The sequence below is a fragment of the Cryobacterium mannosilyticum genome (genome assembly GCF_004402705.1).
GTDB lineage: Bacteria > Actinomycetota > Actinomycetes > Actinomycetales > Microbacteriaceae > Cryobacterium > Cryobacterium mannosilyticum.
In genome coordinates, this window is sequence record NZ_SOFM01000007.1 from 119,038 (window position 1) to 138,356 (window position 19,319).

The window sequence follows — 19,319 nt, forward strand, 5'->3', positions numbered from 1 at the left end:
GCTCGCTTCGCTGTCAGTAGTTCGAAAGCAGATCGGTCAGGACCTGCCTGCCAAACACTAACGCGTCGAGCGGGACCCGCTCGTCGACTCCGTGGAACATGGCCGGAAAATCAAGATCTGCTGGGAGTCTCAGCGGGGCGAACCCGTAGCCTTTGATGCCCAGTGTGCTGAGCGCTTTGTTGTCGGTTCCCGCGGAGAGCAGGTACGGCAGCACGGGCGCGCCCGGGTCGTGCCGACCGAGCGTATCGACGACGGCGTCGACCAGCGGTCCGCCGAACTCGGTTTCCAGGCCGATGTCGCGGTGCATGATGACGATTTCGATGTCGGGCCCCACGAGCTCGGCCACCTCGGCCAGCACCTTGTCCTCGTCGCCGGGGAGGGTGCGGATGTCGATGAGCGCCTCCGCTCGGTCGGGGATCACGTTGTGCTTATAGCCGGCGTGCAGAACAGTTGGATTCGTCGTGGTGCGCAGGCTGGCCTGGATGAAGCCGGACGCCGTGCCGGTGGCCAGGGCCAGTTCGTCGGGGCCGACGCGCTGCGGGTCGACGCCGAGCACCCTGGCCAGTTCGGCCAGCAGCGCGCTGGTGGTGTCGGTGAGCCGGATCGGCCATTCGCGCCTGCCCACCCTGGCCACGGCCTCGGCCAGCCGGGTGACCGCGTTGGCGTGGATCAGGCGGGATCCGTGGGCCGCCTCGCCGCGCGCGATGAGCTTGATCCAGATGAGAGCTTTCTCACCCGTTTGCAGCAGATAGGCGCGCTGGCCGCCGAGGGTGATCGAGTAACCGCCGACCTCGCTGATCGCCTCTGTTGCCCCCGTGAAGAGTTCCGGATGCGTGTCGACCAGGTAGTGCGAACCGAGCACTCCCCCGGCCTCCTCGTCGGCGAAGAAGGCCACGACCAGGTCCCGGGCCGGCTGCCGGCCTGAACCGAGGATGTCCTGCAGTGCGGCGAGGATCATCGCGTCCATGTTCTTCATGTCCACGGCTCCGCGGCCCCAGAGCAGGCCGTCCTTGATGACGCCCTCGAACGGGTCCACCGACCACGCCTCAGGGTCGGCGGGGACGACGTCGAGATGACCGTGCACCACGAGGGCCCCCCGGCTCGAATCGAGACCGGGAACACGGGCGACGACACTCGTGCGGCCCGGTTCGGAGTCGAACAGCTGCGGGGCGAGGCCGAGGGCGCGGAGGTTGGCGGCGACGTACTCCGCGGCATCCGTCTCGCCGTTGGAACGGCCCTCCCCGTAGTTGGTCGTGTCGAAACGGATGAGGTCGCGGGCGATCTCGGCCGTCAGGTCCAGACGGGCGTCAGCCGGGGTGTTCTCAGCGGAGGAAAGCATGGCCTTCACGCTACCGGGCCGTGCCCGATACCGGGGACGGCGGGCGCGGCCTGAGGTCCCTGAAATCCGTGCTAGATTATCTATTCGGCGGCCGGACAACGGCAGCCGAAGCACCAGCCCGGGTGGCGGAATGGCAGACGCGCTAGCTTGAGGTGCTAGTGCCCTTATGGGCGTGGGGGTTCAAGTCCCCCCTCGGGCACAGAGAGAGGTTCGCAGTATTCCGGACTTCCGTTTGGGAAATAGGCCGGACAACCGATATCGGTTGTCCGGCTTTTTTTGCCCAAAACCAGGTGCCGAGACCCCTCGCGATCACCGAGTGCCACTCGTGTTCCATGATGAACGCCCGGGCAGGTGTGTTCCGCGGCGTTCGAGGTTCGTATCCTGGCATCGGGTATGAGCGCATACTGGCGGGATGCACACGGAACCAGGGGCACGCGGTCTAGCAGTCATTACCGGCGGGAGTCGTGGAATCGGTTCCGCCACCGCGATTGCGGCGGCACACGCCGGCTGGTCAGTGCTCCTCACCTATCAATACGATGAGCAAGCAGCCGTCAAAGTCGTCGAGACGATTCACGCCAGAGGCGGTCTCGCGTCCTTCATCCGCGCAGACATGGCGAACGAGCAGGACATAGCGGCGATATTCGAGGCCGCAGACAGGCTCGGCACGGTCACGGCGTTCGTCGCCAACGCCGGACTCGCAGCCTCGCAGTCGAGAGTCGATGAGCTCACCGCTTCACGCATAAGAGAACTACTCGCGGTCAACGTAGTGGGCCCCGTCCTAGGCTGCGGCCATGCAGTGCGGCGGATGTCCACTCTTCATGGCGGTGCGGGTGGCAGCATCGTCTTGGTCTCCTCAACGGCCAGTCGGCTGGGGGCACCAGGTGAGTACGTGGACTACGCCGCATCGAAAGGGGCAATCGACACTCTCGGCATTGGTTTGTCACGTGAAGTCGCAGATGAGGGCGTCCGCGTGAACGTCGTTCGGCCCGGAGTCATCGACACGGAAATGCACGGACGAAACGGTCGCCCGGACCGGGCGACGGACATGGCCCACACCATTCCGATGAAGCGAGCCGGACATCCTGCGGAAGTCGCTGCTGCGATCGTCTGGCTACTCGGCGACGACGCAAGCTACTGCACCGGAAGCATTCTGGACGTAGCGGGAGGCCGCTAGACCAGGTGCGGATTGCTCCTGTCAGTCGCTCTCGTAGAGATCCCGATCAAGGGGTGATTCCTGACCTCTGATTCGGGTGGGATGGCGGCGGTGCCTCTCCCGCTAACCTTGGGGGCATGGATGCTGTTGCCGACTACTACGGTCGCTTTGCGGCGCTCGAAGCCCGCGGCAGCTCAGCCATCTTCGAAGACTGGGCTCTGGGAATTGCCGGGGACGTGGAGGTTCGATCCCTCATCGCACACCTGCCCCGACCCAAGCAGCAAGCCAATCTCGTCTTTGAAGGATGGCCCGAGCTCCGTCGTCGTCGACTGCGATCTGAGAGGAGCGCTTGACGTGCCAATCGGATTGCCGGATGTGGTCTGGCGAGGTGGAGTGGACCTCAACCCGATCGATGTCACCGATATCGACAGCCTCAACTGGCTCGAAGCATTGGTCTGGCCCGAACATGATGAGCGCCGAGCTCGACTCCGTGCGGCGGCGCGAATCGTTGCCCAGGATCCTCCTCTGCTGGTGGCCGGTGATTTGAACGCCGAGGTGGCCAACCGTGCGGCACAGGCACCTGGCGACGCCACCCTCGTGGTCTTCCACAGTGCGGTCCTGGCCTACCTCGAGGTGGAGGACCGCGACCGCTTCGTCGACCAGGTGTCAGCCCTCGATGCCGTTTGGTTGAGCAATGAGGGCGTAGCCGTGCTCCCCGAACTGGCTGCGCAACTCCCCACTGGGATCGCGGTGAACGGCGATTTTGTGCTCGCGAAGAACGGCGTTCCGGTGGCGCTCACCGCACGGCACGGCCAGTACTACCGTGCGCTCCCTACGACATAGCGCCACTCTGCGCTGTGGCGCGCGAATGCTAACATCGGCCTGTCGGCCGGCCGGCTCTGCGGCGCAGCCGCGGGACGGGTGTCAGCCGTCAACGCTGGAGAGGTTCACCGCTCATGCCCGAATTCATCCACATCACCCGCTCTCAGCCCCGGGACGACCGGCCATGATTCGTGAAGACTCCCTACGGCGCATGTACGCCGGCGGCCGCCCGAACCGGTGGGCGCGTTTTCTGAACCGGATCAGCTCGATGGTGTTCTCGCTCGGCATCGTCGGCCACGGCGCTGTGAGCATCGAGACTGTCAACCCGAAGTCGCGCACCCTGCTCACCCTGCCGCTCGTGATCGCCCGCTTTGACGGGAATGAGTACGCGGTCTCGATGCTGGGACAGGGTTCACGATGGGTGCGCAATGTGCGGGCCGCGAACGGAAACGCCGTCATCCACGCGGGGCGCAGGCGACCGGTGCTGCTTGACGAGGTGCGAGCGGATGCTCGCGCGCCGATTCTCAAGGCCTACCTGGCGCAGGCTCCCGGGGCCCGGCCGCACATTCCGGTCGATCAGTCGGAGCCGGTCGCGGCGTTCGAGGCCATTGCAGCCGACTTCCCGGTGTTCCAGATCCGCGATGCCGAGTGAGCGCTCACCCGGCGCCCCCGAGTTGCCTTCGCGACGTTGCTCGCAGCAGACTAGAGGTACCGGATCGCTACTGAGTCTTCCGCCCGCGGCTGAGGAGCTCCCCATGACTGAACCCAACGACGCACGCGTCGGCCTCTACATCGACTTCGACAACATCGTCATCTCTCGCTATCAGCAGTTGCACGGGCGCAACGCCTTCCAGCGCGACGGCATCCGCGATTTCGACAAGTCCAGCCGGGATGCCGACCCTGAGATCGCGGCGAAGCTCGCCGCCGCGACAGTCGACTTCAACGCCATCATCGACTTTGCCGCATCATTCGGCACCCTGGTCGTCAACCGCGCATACGCCGACTGGTCGGTTCCCGTCAATGCGAGCTACCAGCGCCAGCTCATGTCCCGGGCGGTGGACCTGACCCAGTTGTTCACCACGACCACCCGCGGAACCAAGAACGGGGCCGACATCCGTCTGGCCGTCGACGTGGTCGAAGACCTCTTCCGACTGCCGGACCTCACCCACGTGATCATCATCGCCGGGGACTCCGACTACATCGCCCTCGCCCAGAAGTCGAAGCGCCTCGGCCGTTTCGTGGTCGGCATCGGTGTCGCGGGTTCGACGAGCACCTCGCTTGCGGCCGCGTGCGACGAGTTCGAGGACTACTCCTCGCTGCCCGGAGTCGACAAGTCCGCCGCCGAGGCAGTGGAGAGGCCCAAGGCGACCAGGAAGGCCGCTGAACCCGCCGAAACGGCTCCAGAACCGGCACCCAGCAAGGCCCGCAAGCTCACGACGATTCCCATGTTCTCGCACACCGAGGATGCGCAGTTCGACGAGCCGGAGACCGGCGACGACATCGACCCGCAGACACAGGCGACGGAGCTCCTCGTGCGCGCGCTGAAGATCGGTCACGCCAAGGCCGACGCCGACGAGTGGCTCAACACGGGCACGATCAAGAACCAGATGCGCCGGATGGACCCCGCCTTCAACGAGAAGCCGCTCGGCTTCCGTTCCTTCACCGATTTCCTCGCCTCGCGCGGCGATCTGGCCGAGCTGCAGGAGGACGGCCCTCAGCGGCTCATCCGGCTGCGTCCTGAGGCAGAAAGTCCACGCTAGGCCTCGATTCGGCACGATTGAGGGCGCCGATCGCGCCACCCTCGAACCGGGTCGGCGCAAACCGCCCCGATTAGACTCACCAGCATGCCCATTCCCGCTCGCGACACCGACGGCCGGCTCGCCGCGTCACGGGTGGCGGGCGGGGATGCCGCACAGGGCATCGCCCGTCGGCTGAAGGTCCTGGCCGACCCGACCCGGGTGCGACTGCTCGGCCTGGTCGTCGACAGTCCCGGTGGGCGCGCCCTCGTCGGCCGGCTCGCCACCGAACTCGGACTCCGACAGCCGACCGTCAGCCACCACATGCGAGTCATGGTCGACGAGGGCCTCCTGGAGCGCGAGAAGGACGGCCGGGTGGTCTGGTATTCCATCGCGCCGGGCCGGCAGGCAGAGGTAGCCGAGGTGCTGCTCGCGGACGGGGGCGCGGAGCCAGTTCCGCCGGCACCCGCAGTGCTGCACCGCATCGCCGACGACCTCGCAGTCCGATTCCGCGGGGTGTTCTCGCCGGAGACGATTGACCGCTACGTCACAGAGAGCTACGCCCTTCTGGCCGAGCGGGCCCGCCTCACCCGCTTTCTGCCGTCGCTCACCAGCAGATTCGCCGGCGACCGACTCCAAGCCCTCGCCGCCGTTGAGAACCGGGTCACCGACGACGCGCCCGAGATATTGTTCGTCTGCGTGCAGAACGCCGGGCGTTCCCAGATGGCGTCGGCGATCCTTCGATCCCTGGCCGGGGAGCAGGTGCGCGTGCGGACCGCCGGTTCCCAGCCGTCGGAGTTCGTGAACCCGCTCGTGGTTCGCGCGCTGGACGAGATCGGCATTCCCCTCGCGGGCGAGTACCCCAAGCCGCTCACCGACGAGGTCATCCGCGCCGCCGACTACGTGATCACCATGGGTTGCGGAGACGCGTGCCCGGTCTACCCGGGTCGGCGCTACCTGGACTGGGACCTGGCCGACCCCGTCGGACTCCCCCTGTCCGGCGTGCGGGCCGTTCGCGACGACATCAGTCTGCGCGTCCGGGGCCTGCTGGCAGAGATCCAACGGAGGGCGCCAGACTGAACGGCAGCTGAACTTTCCGTCCCGCGGTGCGCGATCCATAGATGCTCGTCTATGCTTTTAGTCATCTCCGACCGAAGGACTCACCCATGACCGACAAGCCCACCGTTCTCTTCGTCTGTGTCCACAACGCCGGCCGCTCGCAGATGGCAGCCGGCTACATGACCGCCCTGTCCCAGGGCCAGGTCGAGGTGCTCTCCGCCGGGTCAGCGCCCAAGGACCAGATCAATCCCGTCGCGATCGAGGCCATGGCCGAGGAGGGTATCGATATCGCCCATAACGTGCCGAAGATCCTCACCACCGAGGCCGTCAAGGAATCGGATGTCGTGATCACCATGGGCTGCGGCGACACCTGCCCGATCTTCCCGGGCAAGCGCTACGAGGACTGGGAACTCGCCGACCCGGCCGGCCAGGGCATCGAGTCCGTGCGCCCAATCCGCGACGAGATCAAGGCGCGCATCCAAGCCCTGCTCGCCGAGATCCTCCCTGTCCTGCCCGCAGACTGACCGCATTAGTGCATGACTGATATCAACGGAATATGAGTCAGGCCCTTATGTCGTCGCCGGGCCCAGCAGGATCAGCATCACCACAAAAGCCACCAGTGCCCAGCTGGCGAAACTGCCCACGAGAAAATACTCGGCCTTCGAGCCGCCCGGGTCTCTCGATATCTCGGGAAAGCGGATGATGCCTTTCGCCGCGACGATCGCCGCTATCGCCGTGAATGCTCCCGCGAGCACGAGGGCGAGCAGGAAAACGCGCTCGAGCGGGCCGATGAAGCGGCCTCCCTTCAGCTCGACGACGACCGCTGTCGGCGCGTCGGCAGCGGAAGTGCGCGATGGAGGCCGCCGCCAGGACCGGCCACGTGTGCCCGGGCGACTGGCCGCGGACGGGGCGGGGGCGACGCTCGTCGACCTCTCGCCGTGCAGCGCGAGCCGTACGATGACGTTTGACGTCTCGATCAGGAAGAGTGCTCCGCCCACGACGAGGGCGAATGAGGTGAACGACACCGCGTGGAGTGACGCATAGGGCAGCGCGGCGTACCAGCCGGGGAGCACGCCGCTGGGTCGGGAGAGCTCCGGACCCCAGATGAACGCGACGATCGCGGTCGCCGCCAACACCCCCACTGCCCAGAATCCGGCTCTGTGACTGCCGTCCGACTCGCCCGTGGAGACCAGCCAGCCGATGACCGCGACCACTGCGATGAGCGACCACCACCACTCCTGGCCGCTGCCGGTCGCTGCGAGCACGAACGACGCGATGCCCACCGATGCCGCGAGCCACAGGCGTCGTCTGCTTCCCGAACGGGCTCGCGCGAGATCGGCGACACCGAGGGATCCGAGGAGGACGGCGAGCAGGATCACCGCTCGACCTCCAGCAGAAGGGCTTCACTCGCCAGGAGTGCGTTGGCACCATTGCGGTTCAGGTTCTGAGACACCGCCGACTGGGTGATCCCTTCCTGCTCGGCGAGGTCGCCCTGCGTCGCGCCGAGTAGGTGACCCAGCAGCAGCCGGCGGGCGCGCGGGTTCATCGACCCGACGATGTGGTCCCGTGCAAGAAGGTAGGCGTTCACGAGAGCCTCGTCGGGAGTTCCGGTCTCTGAGGCCGCACGAAACCAGGTGCGCACAAAGCTGAGTTTCGAGTACTCATGTCGTCGCGCCTCATCGATCGCCTCCCTCGCGGACCACCACGCGGAACCATCCTGCACCAGACCAGCGACACCGGAGCCGATCGTGGTCACCTCGCCTCTGCCGATGCCGAAGCGGCAGTCCACGCCGTCGGGCAGGCAGAGCCGAGAAAGGAGGGTCGCCCGGGTCGCGTCTCCGAGGGAGGAGTACACGGCCTGGAATTCGTCGCCGATCGTAGCCGCGAGCGGCTGGCGTGCCGCGATGATCCCGTTGACCCGGCCGAAGGAATCCTGAATCTCCTGTTGCAGCGCACGCCGGTCAACGTGCGAGCGAGACTTCGAGACGTCGACGATCACGGCCCATGAATCGGATGTGGTGTTCATAGCATAAGCGTATACCTTATTCTCAGTCCTTATAAGATTGGAACTTATGCAAAACGCACTGCGCACTGGGCGTCACCGGGGATTCGGCCGACACGAACGTCCGCGACACTCCTATTCGGCGTCGCGGGCCCGCGCCGACTTGGGCGAAGGCACGCTGCTCCGGGGCGCTCCAGCCCGCACCTCGCGAGCCTCGTCCACCGACAGCTCCCTGGCGGCGAACGAGTCGTCGTCTGCGAACGACTTCATCCGGGCGATCCGGTAGATGATCAGGCCGTAGAGCGCCTTGGCGAGGATGTCGGCGATCGAGTAGCCGAGCTGTTTCCCGACCCAGGCATCCGCCCCGTCGAGACCAAGCAACGGCAGGAGGTAGGCGATCGGGTAGACGCCCCAGGTCAGGAGGAGGAGCAGGCGGAGCTGGCTGATAGTCCTGCGCACGCTCGCCGGCTGACGGTCGAGCGAGCGGGTCAATTCGACGAAGAGCACGTACAAAATGTACGCGAACGGGATGGTGGAGAGCAGGCCGAACAGGCCGCGAAGACCGTTGTCCCCGGTGATCTCACCGGGGTACCCGAGCGCGATCATCAGGGCCGATGCCGGGATGAGTCGGGTGAGGAGACTCGTCTGCACTCGACGGGCAAGGGCGAGCACTGCGATCAGTTCGAGGAGGAGCAGCGGCACGGTCAGCAGCCAGTCGACATAGCGGTAGCCCTCGTTGAAGCCGGCGCCGGCGACCTGCAGGTAGTCCCCGCGCCCTCCGACGGCGTCTGTCACGAAGGCGGCCTTGAACGAGTCGAAGATGCGGAAGTAGTGGTATGCGGCAATGCCGCAGACGATCGCCGCCACGGTCATCGCCTGCCGGTACCTCGGCAGCACGCGGGTGAGGCTGACCAGCATGAAGATCGACGCGAAGAGCTGCGCAGCGATCACGAGGGAGAAGATGTTGTAGACGGTGTCGTACTGGGACTGGGTCAGCGAATCGGGTATCACGGTGTCCTCCGGGTAGCGAAACGATCGTCGAGCGGCGCGGTGTGAACTTGTCCTCAGCGAATCGGATTGAGTGAGATCGACGTCTCTTGTGACAATTACTTCTCGATCCGTTGCCCTCTTGGATGCACCCCCTCACACATCGAAGAGCTCCCGACCCGCCAGGGTTTCCAGTCCGACGACGTTGCGGCGGGGTCCTGGAGCTGCCAGCATGAACTCGATGACCAGCTCCGCGGAATACCTCCAGGCCTACGATGACCAGCTTCGAACCGACGCGGAAACGCCCGGCGCCCTCAGCGTCACCCGGCTGGGAGCGTTGCGCCTCGTGACGTTCGCCGGCGGTCGCGGCTTTGTCACCTACCGGGATCTCGGCCAGGCAGACGGCTCGCTGGCCGAGCTGGTCGCGGGTGCCCTCGATCACTACCGTGCGGACCCACAGATCACCCGCGTCGAATGGAAGACCCGGGGCCACGACCACGCGCCCGGATTGCACGGAATACTGCTGCAGAACGGGTTCGAGCCGGAGGAAGCCGAATCGATCATGATCGGTCCGCTCGAAGGCCTGTGCACGGATGCCCCCGTGCCGGACGGTGTCACCGTGCGGCGAGTCGCCGCCGAGGTGGAGGTGCGTGCCATGAGTGCGATGGCGGACGAGGCGTTCGGTGAGAGTGTCGACACTCGCATGGCTGACGCGTTGCTCAGGCGCCTCGCCCGCCACGACGGCATGGAGCTCTGGGTGGCCGAGGCGGATGGCCGGATGGTCTGCGGGGGCCGACTCGAGCCGGTGCCCGGCACCGACTTCGCCGGCATCTGGGGTGGCGCCACCCTCAAGGCCTACCGAGGCCGAGGCATCTACCGTGCGGTGACGGCAGCTCGGGCCGTGTCCGCCCTCGCCTCGGGCAAGAGACTCGTGCACAGCGACTCGACCGAGGATTCGCGTCCCATCCTCGAACGTTCCGGCCTGATCAGGGTGTCGACGACCACGCCCTACAACTGGACGCGCTGACCTCGGCATCAGGGAGGCAAGCCTGTACTCTCACGTCGCGAACGTGCACGATCTACGGGCACGGGTGGCCGTGCTGACTTGGGCGGAACGTGCGAGACGTCCGCGACGTAAGCCAGGGCGATCGACGGGTTCGTCGCGATTCAGGGATTCCACCACGGCCGCAGCGGCAGATCACCGACCCGGCCACCGTCACCGGGTTTGACGGCCAGCACCTGGTGCAACTGGATACCGCCGGTCTCGAACGCGAGCCGTGACCCGGCCATGTAGAGTCCCCACACCTTCGCTGTGGGCAGTCCCGCCTCGGCGACCGCCTCGTCCCAATGCTCGACGAGGTTGGCGCACCAGTCGCGCAGCGTCATCGCGTAGTGCTGGCGCAGGTTCTCCTCGTGCACCACCTCCAGCCCGACATCCTGGGCTGCGCTGATGATGCGGCCCGAGCCGGTGAGTTCCCCGTCGGGAAACACGTAGCGGTCGATGAACCCGCGGGTGGACGCCTCGGATCGGTTGTCCGGCCGGGTGATGCAGTGGTTCAGCAGCAGCCCGCCGGGGCGCAGCCGGGATTGCAGAAAGGCGAAGTACGCCGGGTAGTTGCGCACTCCGATGTGCTCGAGCAGCCCGATCGACGACACGGCGTCGAAGCCGGTCTCCGCGATGTCGCGGTAGTCGCCGAAGCGGACCTCGGCCAGCCCGGACAGGCCCTGCTCCGCGATTGCCCGTTGTGCCCAGGCGGTCTGCTGTTGCGACAACGTCACGCCGGTGGCTGTGACGCCGCGGCGGGCTGCGTAGCGCACCATGCCTCCCCAACCGCACCCGACGTCGAGCAGCCGGTCGCCCGGCTTCAGCCGCAGCTTTTCGAACACCAGCCGGTACTTGTTCTCCTGGGCCTCGTCCAGCGAGGCGTCGGGATGCGGGTAGCACGCGCAGGTGTAGGTCATCGAGGGCCCGAGCACCCACTCATAGAAGGTGTTCGAGACGTCGTAGTGGTGGTGGATCGCTTCGGCGTCCCTCGTCCTGCTGTGCCGGAGCCCCCCGGCGACGCGGCGCCAGCGGGGCGGTGCCTCCTCCGGCGGCGGTGCGATCGGGCGCAGGTGCAGGGCGCCGATGGAGCGGATGATGTTGGCCGTCACCCGCGGCGGTGGCAGCGTGAAGACCAGCTCACCGGCGAGTGCCTTGAGGAGTTCGTAGGGGTCGCCGGGATGCACCCCGTGGACCTCGAGGTCTCCGGCGATGTAGGCGCGGGCGAGGCCCAGGTCACCGCGGCCGGTGGCCAGGTAGGTTGTGCCCCGCGGCGTCTTCAGGTCCAGTCCGAGCGGGGCGTCGGACGGACCGGCCGCGCTCCCGTCATAGGCGGTGAATCTCAGCGGGAGCCGCCCGCCGGCGAGGATCTCCAGGATCTGGGCGAGGGTGAGCTTCCCTTGAGTGCCCGGCCTCGCTGCCTGGCCTGACTCCTCCGGCAAGAGTTCCTTGAATGTGGTCATCGTCGTTGCACCGCCTTCGCATAGAGGTCGAGGAGACGTGAATCGGGGTCGTACCGCTTCTTCACGGATTGATAGGTTTCCGCGCCATAGAGGTCGTCGAATTCCTCCGGAGTGTAATAAGAGTCGGAATACAGGGACTTGTGCCCGTGGAACTCGCTGACCTTCCGTTCGATCAGACGGTTCGTCTCCCCCTCGGTCGACCCCACCGGCACGGTCGACCAGAAGCCGACGTTGACGTAGGTCTGCTGGGGTCGGATCGGGTAGAGCGGCCAGCCGCCGCCCTGCAGCCGTAACGGGCACAACCAGATCGGCGTGATCGGCACGGTGGCGAGGAACCAGTCGAGGAACTCCGCACTCCGCTCGATCGGCACCTCGACGTCCTGCACGACCCGCTCGCGTGCCGGCCGGCCGGCCAGTCGCTCGACGCGGTCGCCGATGTGGAATCGCTGTTCGTAGCGCATTAGCGTGCCGTAGAAGCTGCTGCGCCGAAGCGGTCGAGGCCAGAGCCGGCGGATCATCGGACGCTGCACGCCGAACGCTTCCGAGCACCAGAACCAATCCGTGTCCCACCGCCAGAGGTAGTCGTGGATGGTGAGCCGGTCCTTCCTGACACCGTCACCGTGCTGGATGGAGCGGTAGTAAATCTGTCGGCCGGTGTAGTCGCTCACCGGTCCGGGTGCCGCCGTCTGCGTGCCCACGCAGAGGTAGCTCTCGTCGGCGCTGAACACCACGCCGTCGAGGGAGTCCACGCGGTCGCCGTCCACCGCCCGGGTCGCAATGATGCGCTCCATCGCCGTGACCAGGTCGGTGAGCGTGTGGAACCGCAGATGCCGGAGTGCGACATACGGTTCGACCGGTTCCAGCGCGATGCGCAGGCGCACCGCGTAGCCGAGCGTGCCGTACGAATTGGGGAAGGCCCGGTAGAGGTCTTCGTGCTCACGGGGCGAGGCCGTGACCACCTCCCCCGCGCCGGTGAGGATGTCCATCTCCAGCACCGACTCGTGCGGCAGCCCGTTGCGGAACGACGTGGACTCGATGCCGAGGCCGGTGACCGCGCCGCCCAGGGTGATCGTCTTGAGTTGCGGCACCACCAGCGGCGCCAACCCGTGTGGCAGCGTCGCGGCGACGAGGTTCTCGTACGTGCACATGCCGCCCACGTCGGCGGTCCGCGCTTCTGGGTCGACCGCGATGACGCCCGTCAATCCCGAGGTGTCGAGACCCCTGGTGGTCGGTTTCGCGCGAGACCGGAACAGATTCGAGGTGGGCTTGGCCAGCCGAACGGATGCCGCAGGCGGCACCGCCCGATAGCTCGCCAGGAGGCGCTCCACGCCTGCGGCGTGAGCGGTCCGTGCGCCGATCGCGGGAGTGGACACGCCTCCACGCTAGCCCTCGGTCGCATCCGCCGCATCCGCCCGGCGCGACCCTGCCCGCACTCACCGATTCGAGCGACGAGGTTCTTCTCGTGCGGAGAAGAAACGGGAAAGTTCTGCCGCGAACTCTGAAGAAGACCCGTTGTCCGTGCCGCATTCTTCATATAGCAGCCGAAATCGGGCCGCAGATCCAGCCGTCCATGCCCCGCACAATTCAACGTCGAAGGAATGCACATGACCAACTACCAGAACGACATCGAGTCCATCGAAGCGCTGAAGCGCAATGTCGGTCGCAGCTGGGATGCCATCGACCCGGAGTCGGTCGCCCGCATGCGCGCACAGAACCGATTCAAGACCGGCCTCGAGATAGCCCAGTACACCGCCGACATCATGCGGAAGGACATGGCGGAGTACGACGCCGACTCCTCCGTCTACACGCAGTCCCTCGGCGTGTGGCACGGCTTCATCGGCCAGCAGAAGATGATCTCGATCAAGAAGCACCTGAAGACCACCAACAAACGCTACCTGTACCTGTCCGGCTGGATGGTCGCCGCGCTGCGGAGTGAGTTCGGTCCGCTGCCCGACCAGTCCATGCACGAGAAGACGGCCGTTCCCGCGCTGGTCGAGGAGCTCTACACCTTCCTCCGTCAGGCCGACGCCCGCGAACTGGATCTCCTGTTCACCGGCCTGGACGCTGCCCGTGCCGCCGGCGACGACGCCGCGGCCGCGGCCATCCAGGAGCAGATCGACACCTACGAGACCCACGTCGTACCGATCATCGCGGACATCGACGCCGGCTTCGGCAACCCCGAGGCGACGTATCTCCTGGCCAAGAAGATGATCGAGGCCGGCGCCTGCGCCATCCAGATCGAGAACCAGGTCTCGGACGAGAAGCAGTGCGGCCACCAGGACGGCAAGGTCACCGTGCCCCACGAGGACTTCATTGCGAAGATCAACGCCGTGCGCTACGCGTTCCTCGAACTCGGCGTCGACAACGGCATCATCGTCTCCCGCACCGACTCGCTCGGTGCCGGCCTGACGCAGAAGCTCGCCGTGACCTACCAGCCCGGCGACCTGGGTGACCAGTACAACTCCTTCCTCGACGTCGAAGAAATCACCGAAGCCGAACTCGGCAACGGCGATGTCGTGATCAAGCGAGAAGGGAAGCTGCTGCGCCCGAAGCGCCTGGCCAGCAACCTGTTCCAGTTCCGCCAGGGAACCGGTGAGGCCCGCTGCGTGCTCGACAGCATCACCTCGCTGCAGAACGGCGCCGACCTGCTCTGGATCGAGACGGAGAAGCCGCACGTCGCCCAGATCGCCGGAATGATGAACGAAGTGCGCAAGGTGATCCCGAACGCCAAACTGGTCTACAACAACAGCCCGTCGTTCAACTGGACCCTCAACTTCCGCCAGCAGGCCTACGACTCTCTGGCCGCCGAGGGCAAGGATGTCTCGGCGTACGACCGGGCCAAGCTCATGAGCGTCACCTACGACGACACGGAGCTCGGCCGGATCGCCGACGAGAGCATCCGCACCTTCCAGCGCGACGGCTCGGCCGAGGCCGGCATCTTCCACCACCTCATCACGCTGCCTACCTACCACACGGCGGCGCTCTCCACCGACGATCTGGCCAAGGGGTACTTCGCCGACCAGGGCATGCTCGCCTATGTCAAGGGCGTGCAGCGTCGGGAGATCCGCGAGGGAATCGCCACGGTCAAGCACCAGAACATGTCCGGATCCGACATCGGCGACAACCACAAGGAGTACTTCGCCGGCGAGGCCGCGCTGAAGGCCGGTGGCAAGAACAACACGATGAACCAGTTCGAGGAACCTGTCCTGAGCAGCCGCTGATTCGACGCCGCATGTTGAGGTGACAGCGAAGAAGCCCCAGTCGGAAGACTGGGGCTTCTTCGGTGTGCCGGCGACCGGGAAGCGGCTGATGCCCGAGCCGTCGACGATGAGGCCCAGGAAATCACCACGGGTTTTGTTGACTTCCCGGACTTAACCACATAGCGTCCCTGTAGCCAGTTGAGTCGCCACCGACATCGCACCACTGGTCCATCCCCCAGCCGAGATCGGGCACATGAATTCAGAATCTTCACCCCTTGCGAGTGTTTCGGCGCACGCCGATCACCAGGACACCAGCGACCTGACCGACGAGTTCCGGCGCCGGCAGCTCAGCCTGTTCCGCGAGCGGCAGAACGACCTCGACTCCGACGACTCGATCTCCTCCAACTAGGCTCCGGCTCCGCGCAAGGCCCGACACGGGCCTCGCCGAAACCATCTGGCGGCGGTCGCAGGGCTGCATGAGGAAGTCTGTGAATTCTGATCGATCGCGACGGCGGCAACCGGGCTCCGCCCCGCCCCGCGGCACCTGTATGCTCGAACCAGACTTCCGTGAGCGGCTTTGCTGTGAACGGACGAGCGCTGGTTGAGACAGTGCATGAGGCCCCGGCGTTCGTCGCCGGGGCCTTTCTCGTGCCGGGCGCGGTGCCCTGCCTACTTGCGGGCGAGCACCGCCGCCGCATTCGGGTTTCGGCCCCGAGGGGAATGCCGCGGCGCCTCCGGCGCTTGCAGTGAGGGTGGGCGCCGGCCCCGGACGGATGGGTGCCAGTGAGTAACGTCGATGTGGGTTTCCGCTCCGAGCGCGGCCCTGTGCTGATCGCACTGATGCTGACCACCGGGCTGGTCGCGATCGACGCGACCATCCTGGCCACGGCGGTGCCGACGATCGTGAAGGACCTCGGCGGATTCGCCCAGTTCCCATGGCTGTTCTCGATCTACCTGCTCGCCCAGGCCGTGTCGGTCCCGGTCTACGCGAAACTCGCCGACACCCTCGGCCGCAAGCCGATCGTGCTCGTCGGCATCGGACTGTTCCTGCTCGGCTCGGTGCTCTGCGGACTGGCCTGGAGCATGCCCGCGCTGATCGCCTTCCGCGCGATCCAGGGCCTCGGCGCCGGCGCCGTGCAGCCGATGGCCGTCACCATCGCGGGCGACATCTACACCGTTGTTGAGCGCGCCAAGGTGCAGGGCTACCTGGCCAGCGTCTGGGCCGTCTCCTCCGTGGTCGGGCCGACCCTCGGCGGGTTGTTCTCCCAATTCCTGTCCTGGCGCTGGATCTTCTTCGTCAACATCCCCCTCTGCGTCCTGGCCGCCGTGATGCTGCTCCGCGCGTTCCACGAGAGCGTCGAGCCACGCCGCCACCGGATCGACTTCCTCGGCGCCGGATTGCTCACCGGCGCGCTCAGCCTCCTGATCCTGGCGGTGCTCGAGGGTGGTCAGGCCTGGGCCTGGAACTCACCGGCGAGCATCGGCGCGTTCGGCCTGGGTACCGTCCTGCTCGTCGGTTTCGGGTTCGCCGAGCGCCGGGCCGCCGAGCCGGTGCTGCCGCTCTGGGTGTTCCGACGGCACCTCCTGCTCAGCAGCGCCCTCGTCTCGGTCGGTGTCGGCGCGATCCTGATCGGCCTCACCTCGTTCGTGCCGACCTACCTCGAAGGGGCACTCGGAACCGCGCCGCTGGTCGCTGGCCTCGCCCTCGCCGCCCTGACCATCGGCTGGCCGATTTCGGCCTCGCTCTCCGGGCGCCTCTACCTCCGGATCGGGTTCCGCAGCACCGCGCTCATCGGCATGGTGTTCGTGATGCTCGGGGTCGTGGCGCTGGCTGCCACCTCGGGCTCACCATCGGTCTACATCGTGGCGGCCAGCTGTTTCGTGGTGGGGCTGGGACTCGGCCTCGTGGCGACGCCGACACTGATCGCCGCCCAGTCCAGCGTGGAGTGGGATGAACGCGGAGTGGTGACCGGGGCCAACCTGTTCTCCCGGTCGGTGGGCAGCGCGGTCGGGGTCGCGATCTTCGGGGCGGTCGCCAACGGCATCTTCCTGGCCGCCGGGCCGACCGTTTCTCGCGCCTCGACGGCTTATCCGGCCACTGTGGAGGCGGCATCCGGAGCCGTGTTCCTCGCCGTGGTGATCACCGCGGCGTTCACAGTGGCGGCCGCCGTGTCGATGCCGCGCACCCCACCGCGGAACCGCCCGGTCTAGTCGCGCAGTCCGAACCGGGCGTGCAACGGATGCATCCAGCCCGGCGACCACCAGAGGATCCGCTCCAGCGACGTCATCACCGAGGGCACCAGCACGGCGCGCACGAGAGTGGCGTCCAGGAGCACCGCGACCGCCAGCGCGATGCCGATCTGCTTCATCTGCAACAGGTCCCCGGTGGCGAACCCGGCGAAGACGAGCACGATGATCAGGCCGGCCGAGGTGATGATCCTGCCTGAGCTCTGCAGGCCGGTCTCGATCGCCAGCCGCGTGCCCTCACCCTGATCGTGGTGTTCCTTGATCCGCGAGAGCAGGAACATCTCGTAGTCCATGGCCAGACCGAAGCCGAAGGTGAGGACGAGGGTCAGCACGAGCGGGTCGACGCCCGAGATGGTGGCCGGGTCGAAGTTGAGCACCCCCGAGAGGTTGCCCTCCTGGAATCCCCAGACCAGCACTCCCACCGAGGCTCCGAGCGAGATCGTGCTGATGACCAGGGCCGTGACCGGGATGACCACCGACCCGGTCATCAGGAACAGAAGCACGAACGTGGCGACGGCGATGATGAGAGCCGCCCACGGCGCACCGCGCTGGAGCGAGTCGGTGTAGTCCACCGACGCAGCATCCGAGCCGCCCACCCAGTTGGTGAACGCGGGCCGGTCGGCCCGGATCTCCCGCACCACCGCCGGCCCCTCGTGGGTGTCGACGCTGACCCGGGAGACCCAAAGGCCGTTGACCTGGGCCGGCGGGGCGGCGTCGGTGACGTGCGGCAACGCCCGGACCTGATCAGCCCAGGCCGCGGCGGAGGCTTCGTCGGTGTCGGAGACCAGCTGTACCTTCGCCCCGGTGGCCAGCGGGAAGTGGTCGTTCAGGGTGGTCACGAAACCGTACTGGCTGGACGACCTGGGGATGGCGTCCGAGCCGCTGTTCGTGACGTTCATGCCGAGCACGGGGCTGCCGAGCAGGAGCAATGCCGCGATCCCGACCAGGGCGATCAGGGCCGGGGCCCGCTGCACACCCCGGGTGAGCTTGGAGAAGACACCTTCCTTGGGCGCCACGTCGCCGAACCGGGTGAGGAGTCCGCCCAGGCCGGGGATGCGGGTCAGCAGGCCGGGCTGCAGCAATCGCTCGCCGAAGTACCCGAGCAGCGCCGGAACGAGCACGAGCGCCGTCAGGATGGCGATCAGCACGACCGAGACGGCGCCGACTGCGATGGCACGGATGATCGTGGGCTCGAAGACGAGCAGGCCCACGGTGGCGATGGCGAAGGTCAGCCCGGAGAAGAGCACCGTTCGCCCTGCCGTGTCGATGGTGATCCCCACCGCCTGGAGCATGAGTTCGTGGCGGTCATGCCTGCTCTGACCGTCGGGCTCATCCCTGCCACGGTGCGCCGGGGCATCCTGCGCCCCGTCGGCCGGCCGCGATGCTGCCGGCGTGCGGAGGACGAGCGCCCGGAACTCCTCCCGGAAGCGGCTGACGATGAGCAGGCCATAGTCGATGGAGAGACCGAGGCCGATCACCGTGATGACGTTGAGCACGGTCGTGTCGATGTCCATCAGGAAACTGAAGCCGTACAGCGTGCCGAGGGCGCCGACGATGGACGCGATCGCACCTATCAACGGGATGCCGGCCGCCAGGAACCCGCCGAAGATGAGGAGCATGACCACGAGGGCGATGGGAAGGGAGATCAGCTCCCCCTTCTGCAGGTCGGCCTCGGCGACGGCGACGAGCGAGTCCACGAGCAAGGGGGTGCCGCCCACCTCGACAGTCGCATCGGGCGCGGCCTCCCTCAGGTCGAGGGCGGCCGCCTCGAGCCGGGCCTGGACGGGCGTGAGCACCGCGTCGCTCAGCCGGCCGTCGCTCGTGGACATGGCGACGTTCAGGAGCAGCCCCCGGCCGTCCGCTGCGAACAGCGGCGCCGCGGCAGGGTTCGGTTGGCCGTTGGGCAGCGGCGGGATCTCCAGGGGGTTGACCACCCCGGTCACGCCGTCAATCTTCCTCAGGTCCGCCGCGGCCTCGGCGAGGATCGTGGCCGGCCCGGCCGCGCGAGCCTGGGCCGGGGAGAGCGCGACGCCATAGATCAGCAGCGACAACGACTCGGTGTCCGTGTTGCCGGTGCCCTGGAGCAGTTGCTCCGCCTCGCTGGCCTCGCCCTTCACCGTGGGGCCAGCGCTGGAGAGCCGCTGGAACAGGGTCTCCCCGGCGACCCCGCCGAGCGCTGTCGCGACGAAGACGCCGAGCAGGGCGGCCCAGGCGATGAGCACGATGAAGCGGTGGCGGGCGATGAAGACCCCGAGAGTGCGCAGCATGG

At 66.9% G+C, this 19,319-nt stretch carries 17 protein-coding genes and 1 tRNA gene; 11 read left to right on the top strand and 7 right to left on the bottom strand.

Features of this window, described 5'->3' with window-relative positions; all coding sequences use genetic code 11:
* Positions 1–13: 13 nt before the first annotated feature.
* Positions 14–1,339: a M20/M25/M40 family metallo-hydrolase gene (locus E3O32_RS02035; protein WP_134506497.1), complete on the bottom strand. Its 1,326-nt coding sequence runs from the start codon at positions 1,337–1,339 to the stop codon at positions 14–16.
* Positions 1,340–1,455: 116 nt separating this feature from the next.
* On the opposite strand from E3O32_RS02035, the gene E3O32_RS02040 reads away from it, so the two are divergent.
* From E3O32_RS02040 to E3O32_RS02070, 7 genes are all read left to right on the top strand, one after another.
* A tRNA-Leu gene (locus E3O32_RS02040) sits at positions 1,456–1,538 on the top strand.
* A 213-nt stretch (positions 1,539–1,751) separates the two neighbouring features.
* Complete coding sequence (locus tag E3O32_RS02045; RefSeq protein ID WP_134506499.1) at positions 1,752–2,513, top strand: SDR family oxidoreductase; 762 nt, start codon at positions 1,752–1,754, stop codon at positions 2,511–2,513.
* Between the two features lie 120 nt (positions 2,514–2,633).
* The gene (locus E3O32_RS02050) at positions 2,634–3,335 is read left to right on the top strand and encodes a DUF2332 family protein (RefSeq protein ID WP_241974475.1); all 702 of its coding nucleotides are present in this window, start codon (positions 2,634–2,636) and stop codon (positions 3,333–3,335) included.
* 163 nt (positions 3,336–3,498) lie between these two features.
* On the top strand, positions 3,499–3,966 hold the full coding sequence (locus E3O32_RS02055; protein ID WP_198413022.1) for a PNPOx family protein: 468 nt from the start codon (positions 3,499–3,501) through the stop codon (positions 3,964–3,966).
* Positions 3,967–4,069: 103 nt separating this feature from the next.
* Positions 4,070–5,074, top strand: a complete 1,005-nt coding sequence (locus E3O32_RS02060; protein WP_134506501.1) for an NYN domain-containing protein — start codon at positions 4,070–4,072, stop codon at positions 5,072–5,074.
* Between the two features lie 84 nt (positions 5,075–5,158).
* Complete coding sequence (locus E3O32_RS02065) at positions 5,159–6,130, top strand: metalloregulator ArsR/SmtB family transcription factor (protein ID WP_134506503.1); 972 nt, start codon at positions 5,159–5,161, stop codon at positions 6,128–6,130.
* An 86-nt stretch (positions 6,131–6,216) separates the two neighbouring features.
* Positions 6,217–6,633 (top strand): arsenate reductase ArsC, encoded by a 417-nt coding sequence (locus E3O32_RS02070; protein ID WP_134506505.1) that lies wholly within the window; start codon positions 6,217–6,219, stop codon positions 6,631–6,633.
* Positions 6,634–6,678: 45 nt separating this feature from the next.
* Here E3O32_RS02070 and E3O32_RS02075 read toward each other — a convergent pair whose 3' ends face one another.
* The 3 genes from E3O32_RS02075 to E3O32_RS02085 form a co-directional block, all read right to left on the bottom strand.
* Positions 6,679–7,488, bottom strand: a complete 810-nt coding sequence (locus tag E3O32_RS02075) for a hypothetical protein (RefSeq protein ID WP_134506507.1) — start codon at positions 7,486–7,488, stop codon at positions 6,679–6,681.
* Positions 7,485–8,135 (bottom strand): SatD family protein, encoded by a 651-nt coding sequence (locus E3O32_RS02080; protein ID WP_134506509.1) that lies wholly within the window; start codon positions 8,133–8,135, stop codon positions 7,485–7,487. Before E3O32_RS02080 ends, E3O32_RS02075 begins: the two co-directional genes overlap by 4 nt.
* Before the next feature lie 111 nt (positions 8,136–8,246).
* Positions 8,247–9,122 (bottom strand): bacteriorhodopsin-like, encoded by an 876-nt coding sequence (locus E3O32_RS02085; protein ID WP_174776471.1) that lies wholly within the window; start codon positions 9,120–9,122, stop codon positions 8,247–8,249.
* A gap of 217 nt (positions 9,123–9,339) precedes the next feature.
* Between E3O32_RS02085 and E3O32_RS02090 the strand changes: the two genes are divergently transcribed.
* Complete coding sequence (locus E3O32_RS02090; RefSeq protein WP_134506511.1) at positions 9,340–10,125, top strand: GNAT family N-acetyltransferase; 786 nt, start codon at positions 9,340–9,342, stop codon at positions 10,123–10,125.
* A gap of 140 nt (positions 10,126–10,265) precedes the next feature.
* On the opposite strand, the gene E3O32_RS02095 is transcribed toward E3O32_RS02090, so the two are convergent.
* Both E3O32_RS02095 and E3O32_RS02100 read right to left on the bottom strand, forming a co-directional pair.
* Positions 10,266–11,603 carry a class I SAM-dependent methyltransferase gene (locus E3O32_RS02095; RefSeq protein WP_134506513.1) on the bottom strand — a complete coding sequence of 446 codons (1,338 nt, stop codon included), beginning with the start codon at positions 11,601–11,603 and terminating at the stop codon, positions 10,266–10,268.
* Complete coding sequence (locus tag E3O32_RS02100; RefSeq protein ID WP_134506515.1) at positions 11,600–12,976, bottom strand: FAD-binding oxidoreductase; 1,377 nt, start codon at positions 12,974–12,976, stop codon at positions 11,600–11,602. The genes E3O32_RS02095 and E3O32_RS02100 overlap by 4 nt, the downstream gene beginning before the upstream one ends.
* 231 nt (positions 12,977–13,207) lie before the next feature.
* Here E3O32_RS02100 and E3O32_RS02105 point away from each other — a divergent pair, with 231 nt between their 5' ends.
* The 3 genes from E3O32_RS02105 (at position 13,208) to E3O32_RS02110 (ending at position 17,014) form a co-directional block, all read left to right on the top strand.
* Positions 13,208–14,824, top strand: a complete 1,617-nt coding sequence (locus tag E3O32_RS02105) for an isocitrate lyase (protein ID WP_134506517.1) — start codon at positions 13,208–13,210, stop codon at positions 14,822–14,824.
* Positions 14,825–15,056: 232 nt separating this feature from the next.
* A complete protein-coding gene (locus E3O32_RS17145) occupies positions 15,057–15,212 on the top strand; it encodes a hypothetical protein (protein ID WP_166790752.1) in 156 nt (51 codons plus the stop codon).
* Positions 15,213–15,643: 431 nt separating this feature from the next.
* Positions 15,644–17,014, top strand: coding sequence for an MFS transporter (locus tag E3O32_RS02110; protein WP_134506911.1), 1,371 nt, complete (start codon positions 15,644–15,646; stop codon positions 17,012–17,014).
* Here the strand turns inward: E3O32_RS02110 and E3O32_RS02115 are convergent.
* The gene (locus E3O32_RS02115; RefSeq protein WP_134506519.1) at positions 17,011–19,317 is read right to left on the bottom strand and encodes an MMPL family transporter; all 2,307 of its coding nucleotides are present in this window, start codon (positions 19,315–19,317) and stop codon (positions 17,011–17,013) included. The genes E3O32_RS02110 and E3O32_RS02115 overlap by 4 nt on opposite strands.
* Positions 19,318–19,319 lie beyond the last annotated feature (2 nt).

What these genes read in the sequence shown, in the direction of transcription:
- E3O32_RS02035 (WP_134506497.1), bottom strand. Translation starts at nt 1,339, where the DNA reads ATGCTTTCCTCCGCTGAGAACACCCCGGCTGACGCCCGTCTGGACCTG.
- E3O32_RS02045 (WP_134506499.1), top strand. Translation starts at nt 1,752, where the DNA reads ATGCACACGGAACCAGGGGCACGCGGTCTAGCAGTCATTACCGGCGGG.
- E3O32_RS02050 (WP_241974475.1), top strand. Translation starts at nt 2,634, where the DNA reads ATGCTGTTGCCGACTACTACGGTCGCTTTGCGGCGCTCGAAGCCCGCG.
- E3O32_RS02055 (WP_198413022.1), top strand. Translation starts at nt 3,499, where the DNA reads ATGATTCGTGAAGACTCCCTACGGCGCATGTACGCCGGCGGCCGCCCG.
- E3O32_RS02060 (WP_134506501.1), top strand. Translation starts at nt 4,070, where the DNA reads ATGACTGAACCCAACGACGCACGCGTCGGCCTCTACATCGACTTCGAC.
- E3O32_RS02065 (WP_134506503.1), top strand. Translation starts at nt 5,159, where the DNA reads ATGCCCATTCCCGCTCGCGACACCGACGGCCGGCTCGCCGCGTCACGG.
- E3O32_RS02070 (WP_134506505.1), top strand. Translation starts at nt 6,217, where the DNA reads ATGACCGACAAGCCCACCGTTCTCTTCGTCTGTGTCCACAACGCCGGC.
- E3O32_RS02080 (WP_134506509.1), bottom strand. Translation starts at nt 8,135, where the DNA reads ATGAACACCACATCCGATTCATGGGCCGTGATCGTCGACGTCTCGAAG.
- E3O32_RS02090 (WP_134506511.1), top strand. Translation starts at nt 9,340, where the DNA reads ATGACCAGCTCCGCGGAATACCTCCAGGCCTACGATGACCAGCTTCGA.
- E3O32_RS02095 (WP_134506513.1), bottom strand. Translation starts at nt 11,603, where the DNA reads ATGACCACATTCAAGGAACTCTTGCCGGAGGAGTCAGGCCAGGCAGCG.
- E3O32_RS02105 (WP_134506517.1), top strand. Translation starts at nt 13,208, where the DNA reads ATGACCAACTACCAGAACGACATCGAGTCCATCGAAGCGCTGAAGCGC.
- E3O32_RS17145 (WP_166790752.1), top strand. Translation starts at nt 15,057, where the DNA reads ATGAATTCAGAATCTTCACCCCTTGCGAGTGTTTCGGCGCACGCCGAT.
- E3O32_RS02110 (WP_134506911.1), top strand. Translation starts at nt 15,644, where the DNA reads ATGCTGACCACCGGGCTGGTCGCGATCGACGCGACCATCCTGGCCACG.
- E3O32_RS02115 (WP_134506519.1), bottom strand. Translation starts at nt 19,317, where the DNA reads ATGCTGCGCACTCTCGGGGTCTTCATCGCCCGCCACCGCTTCATCGTG.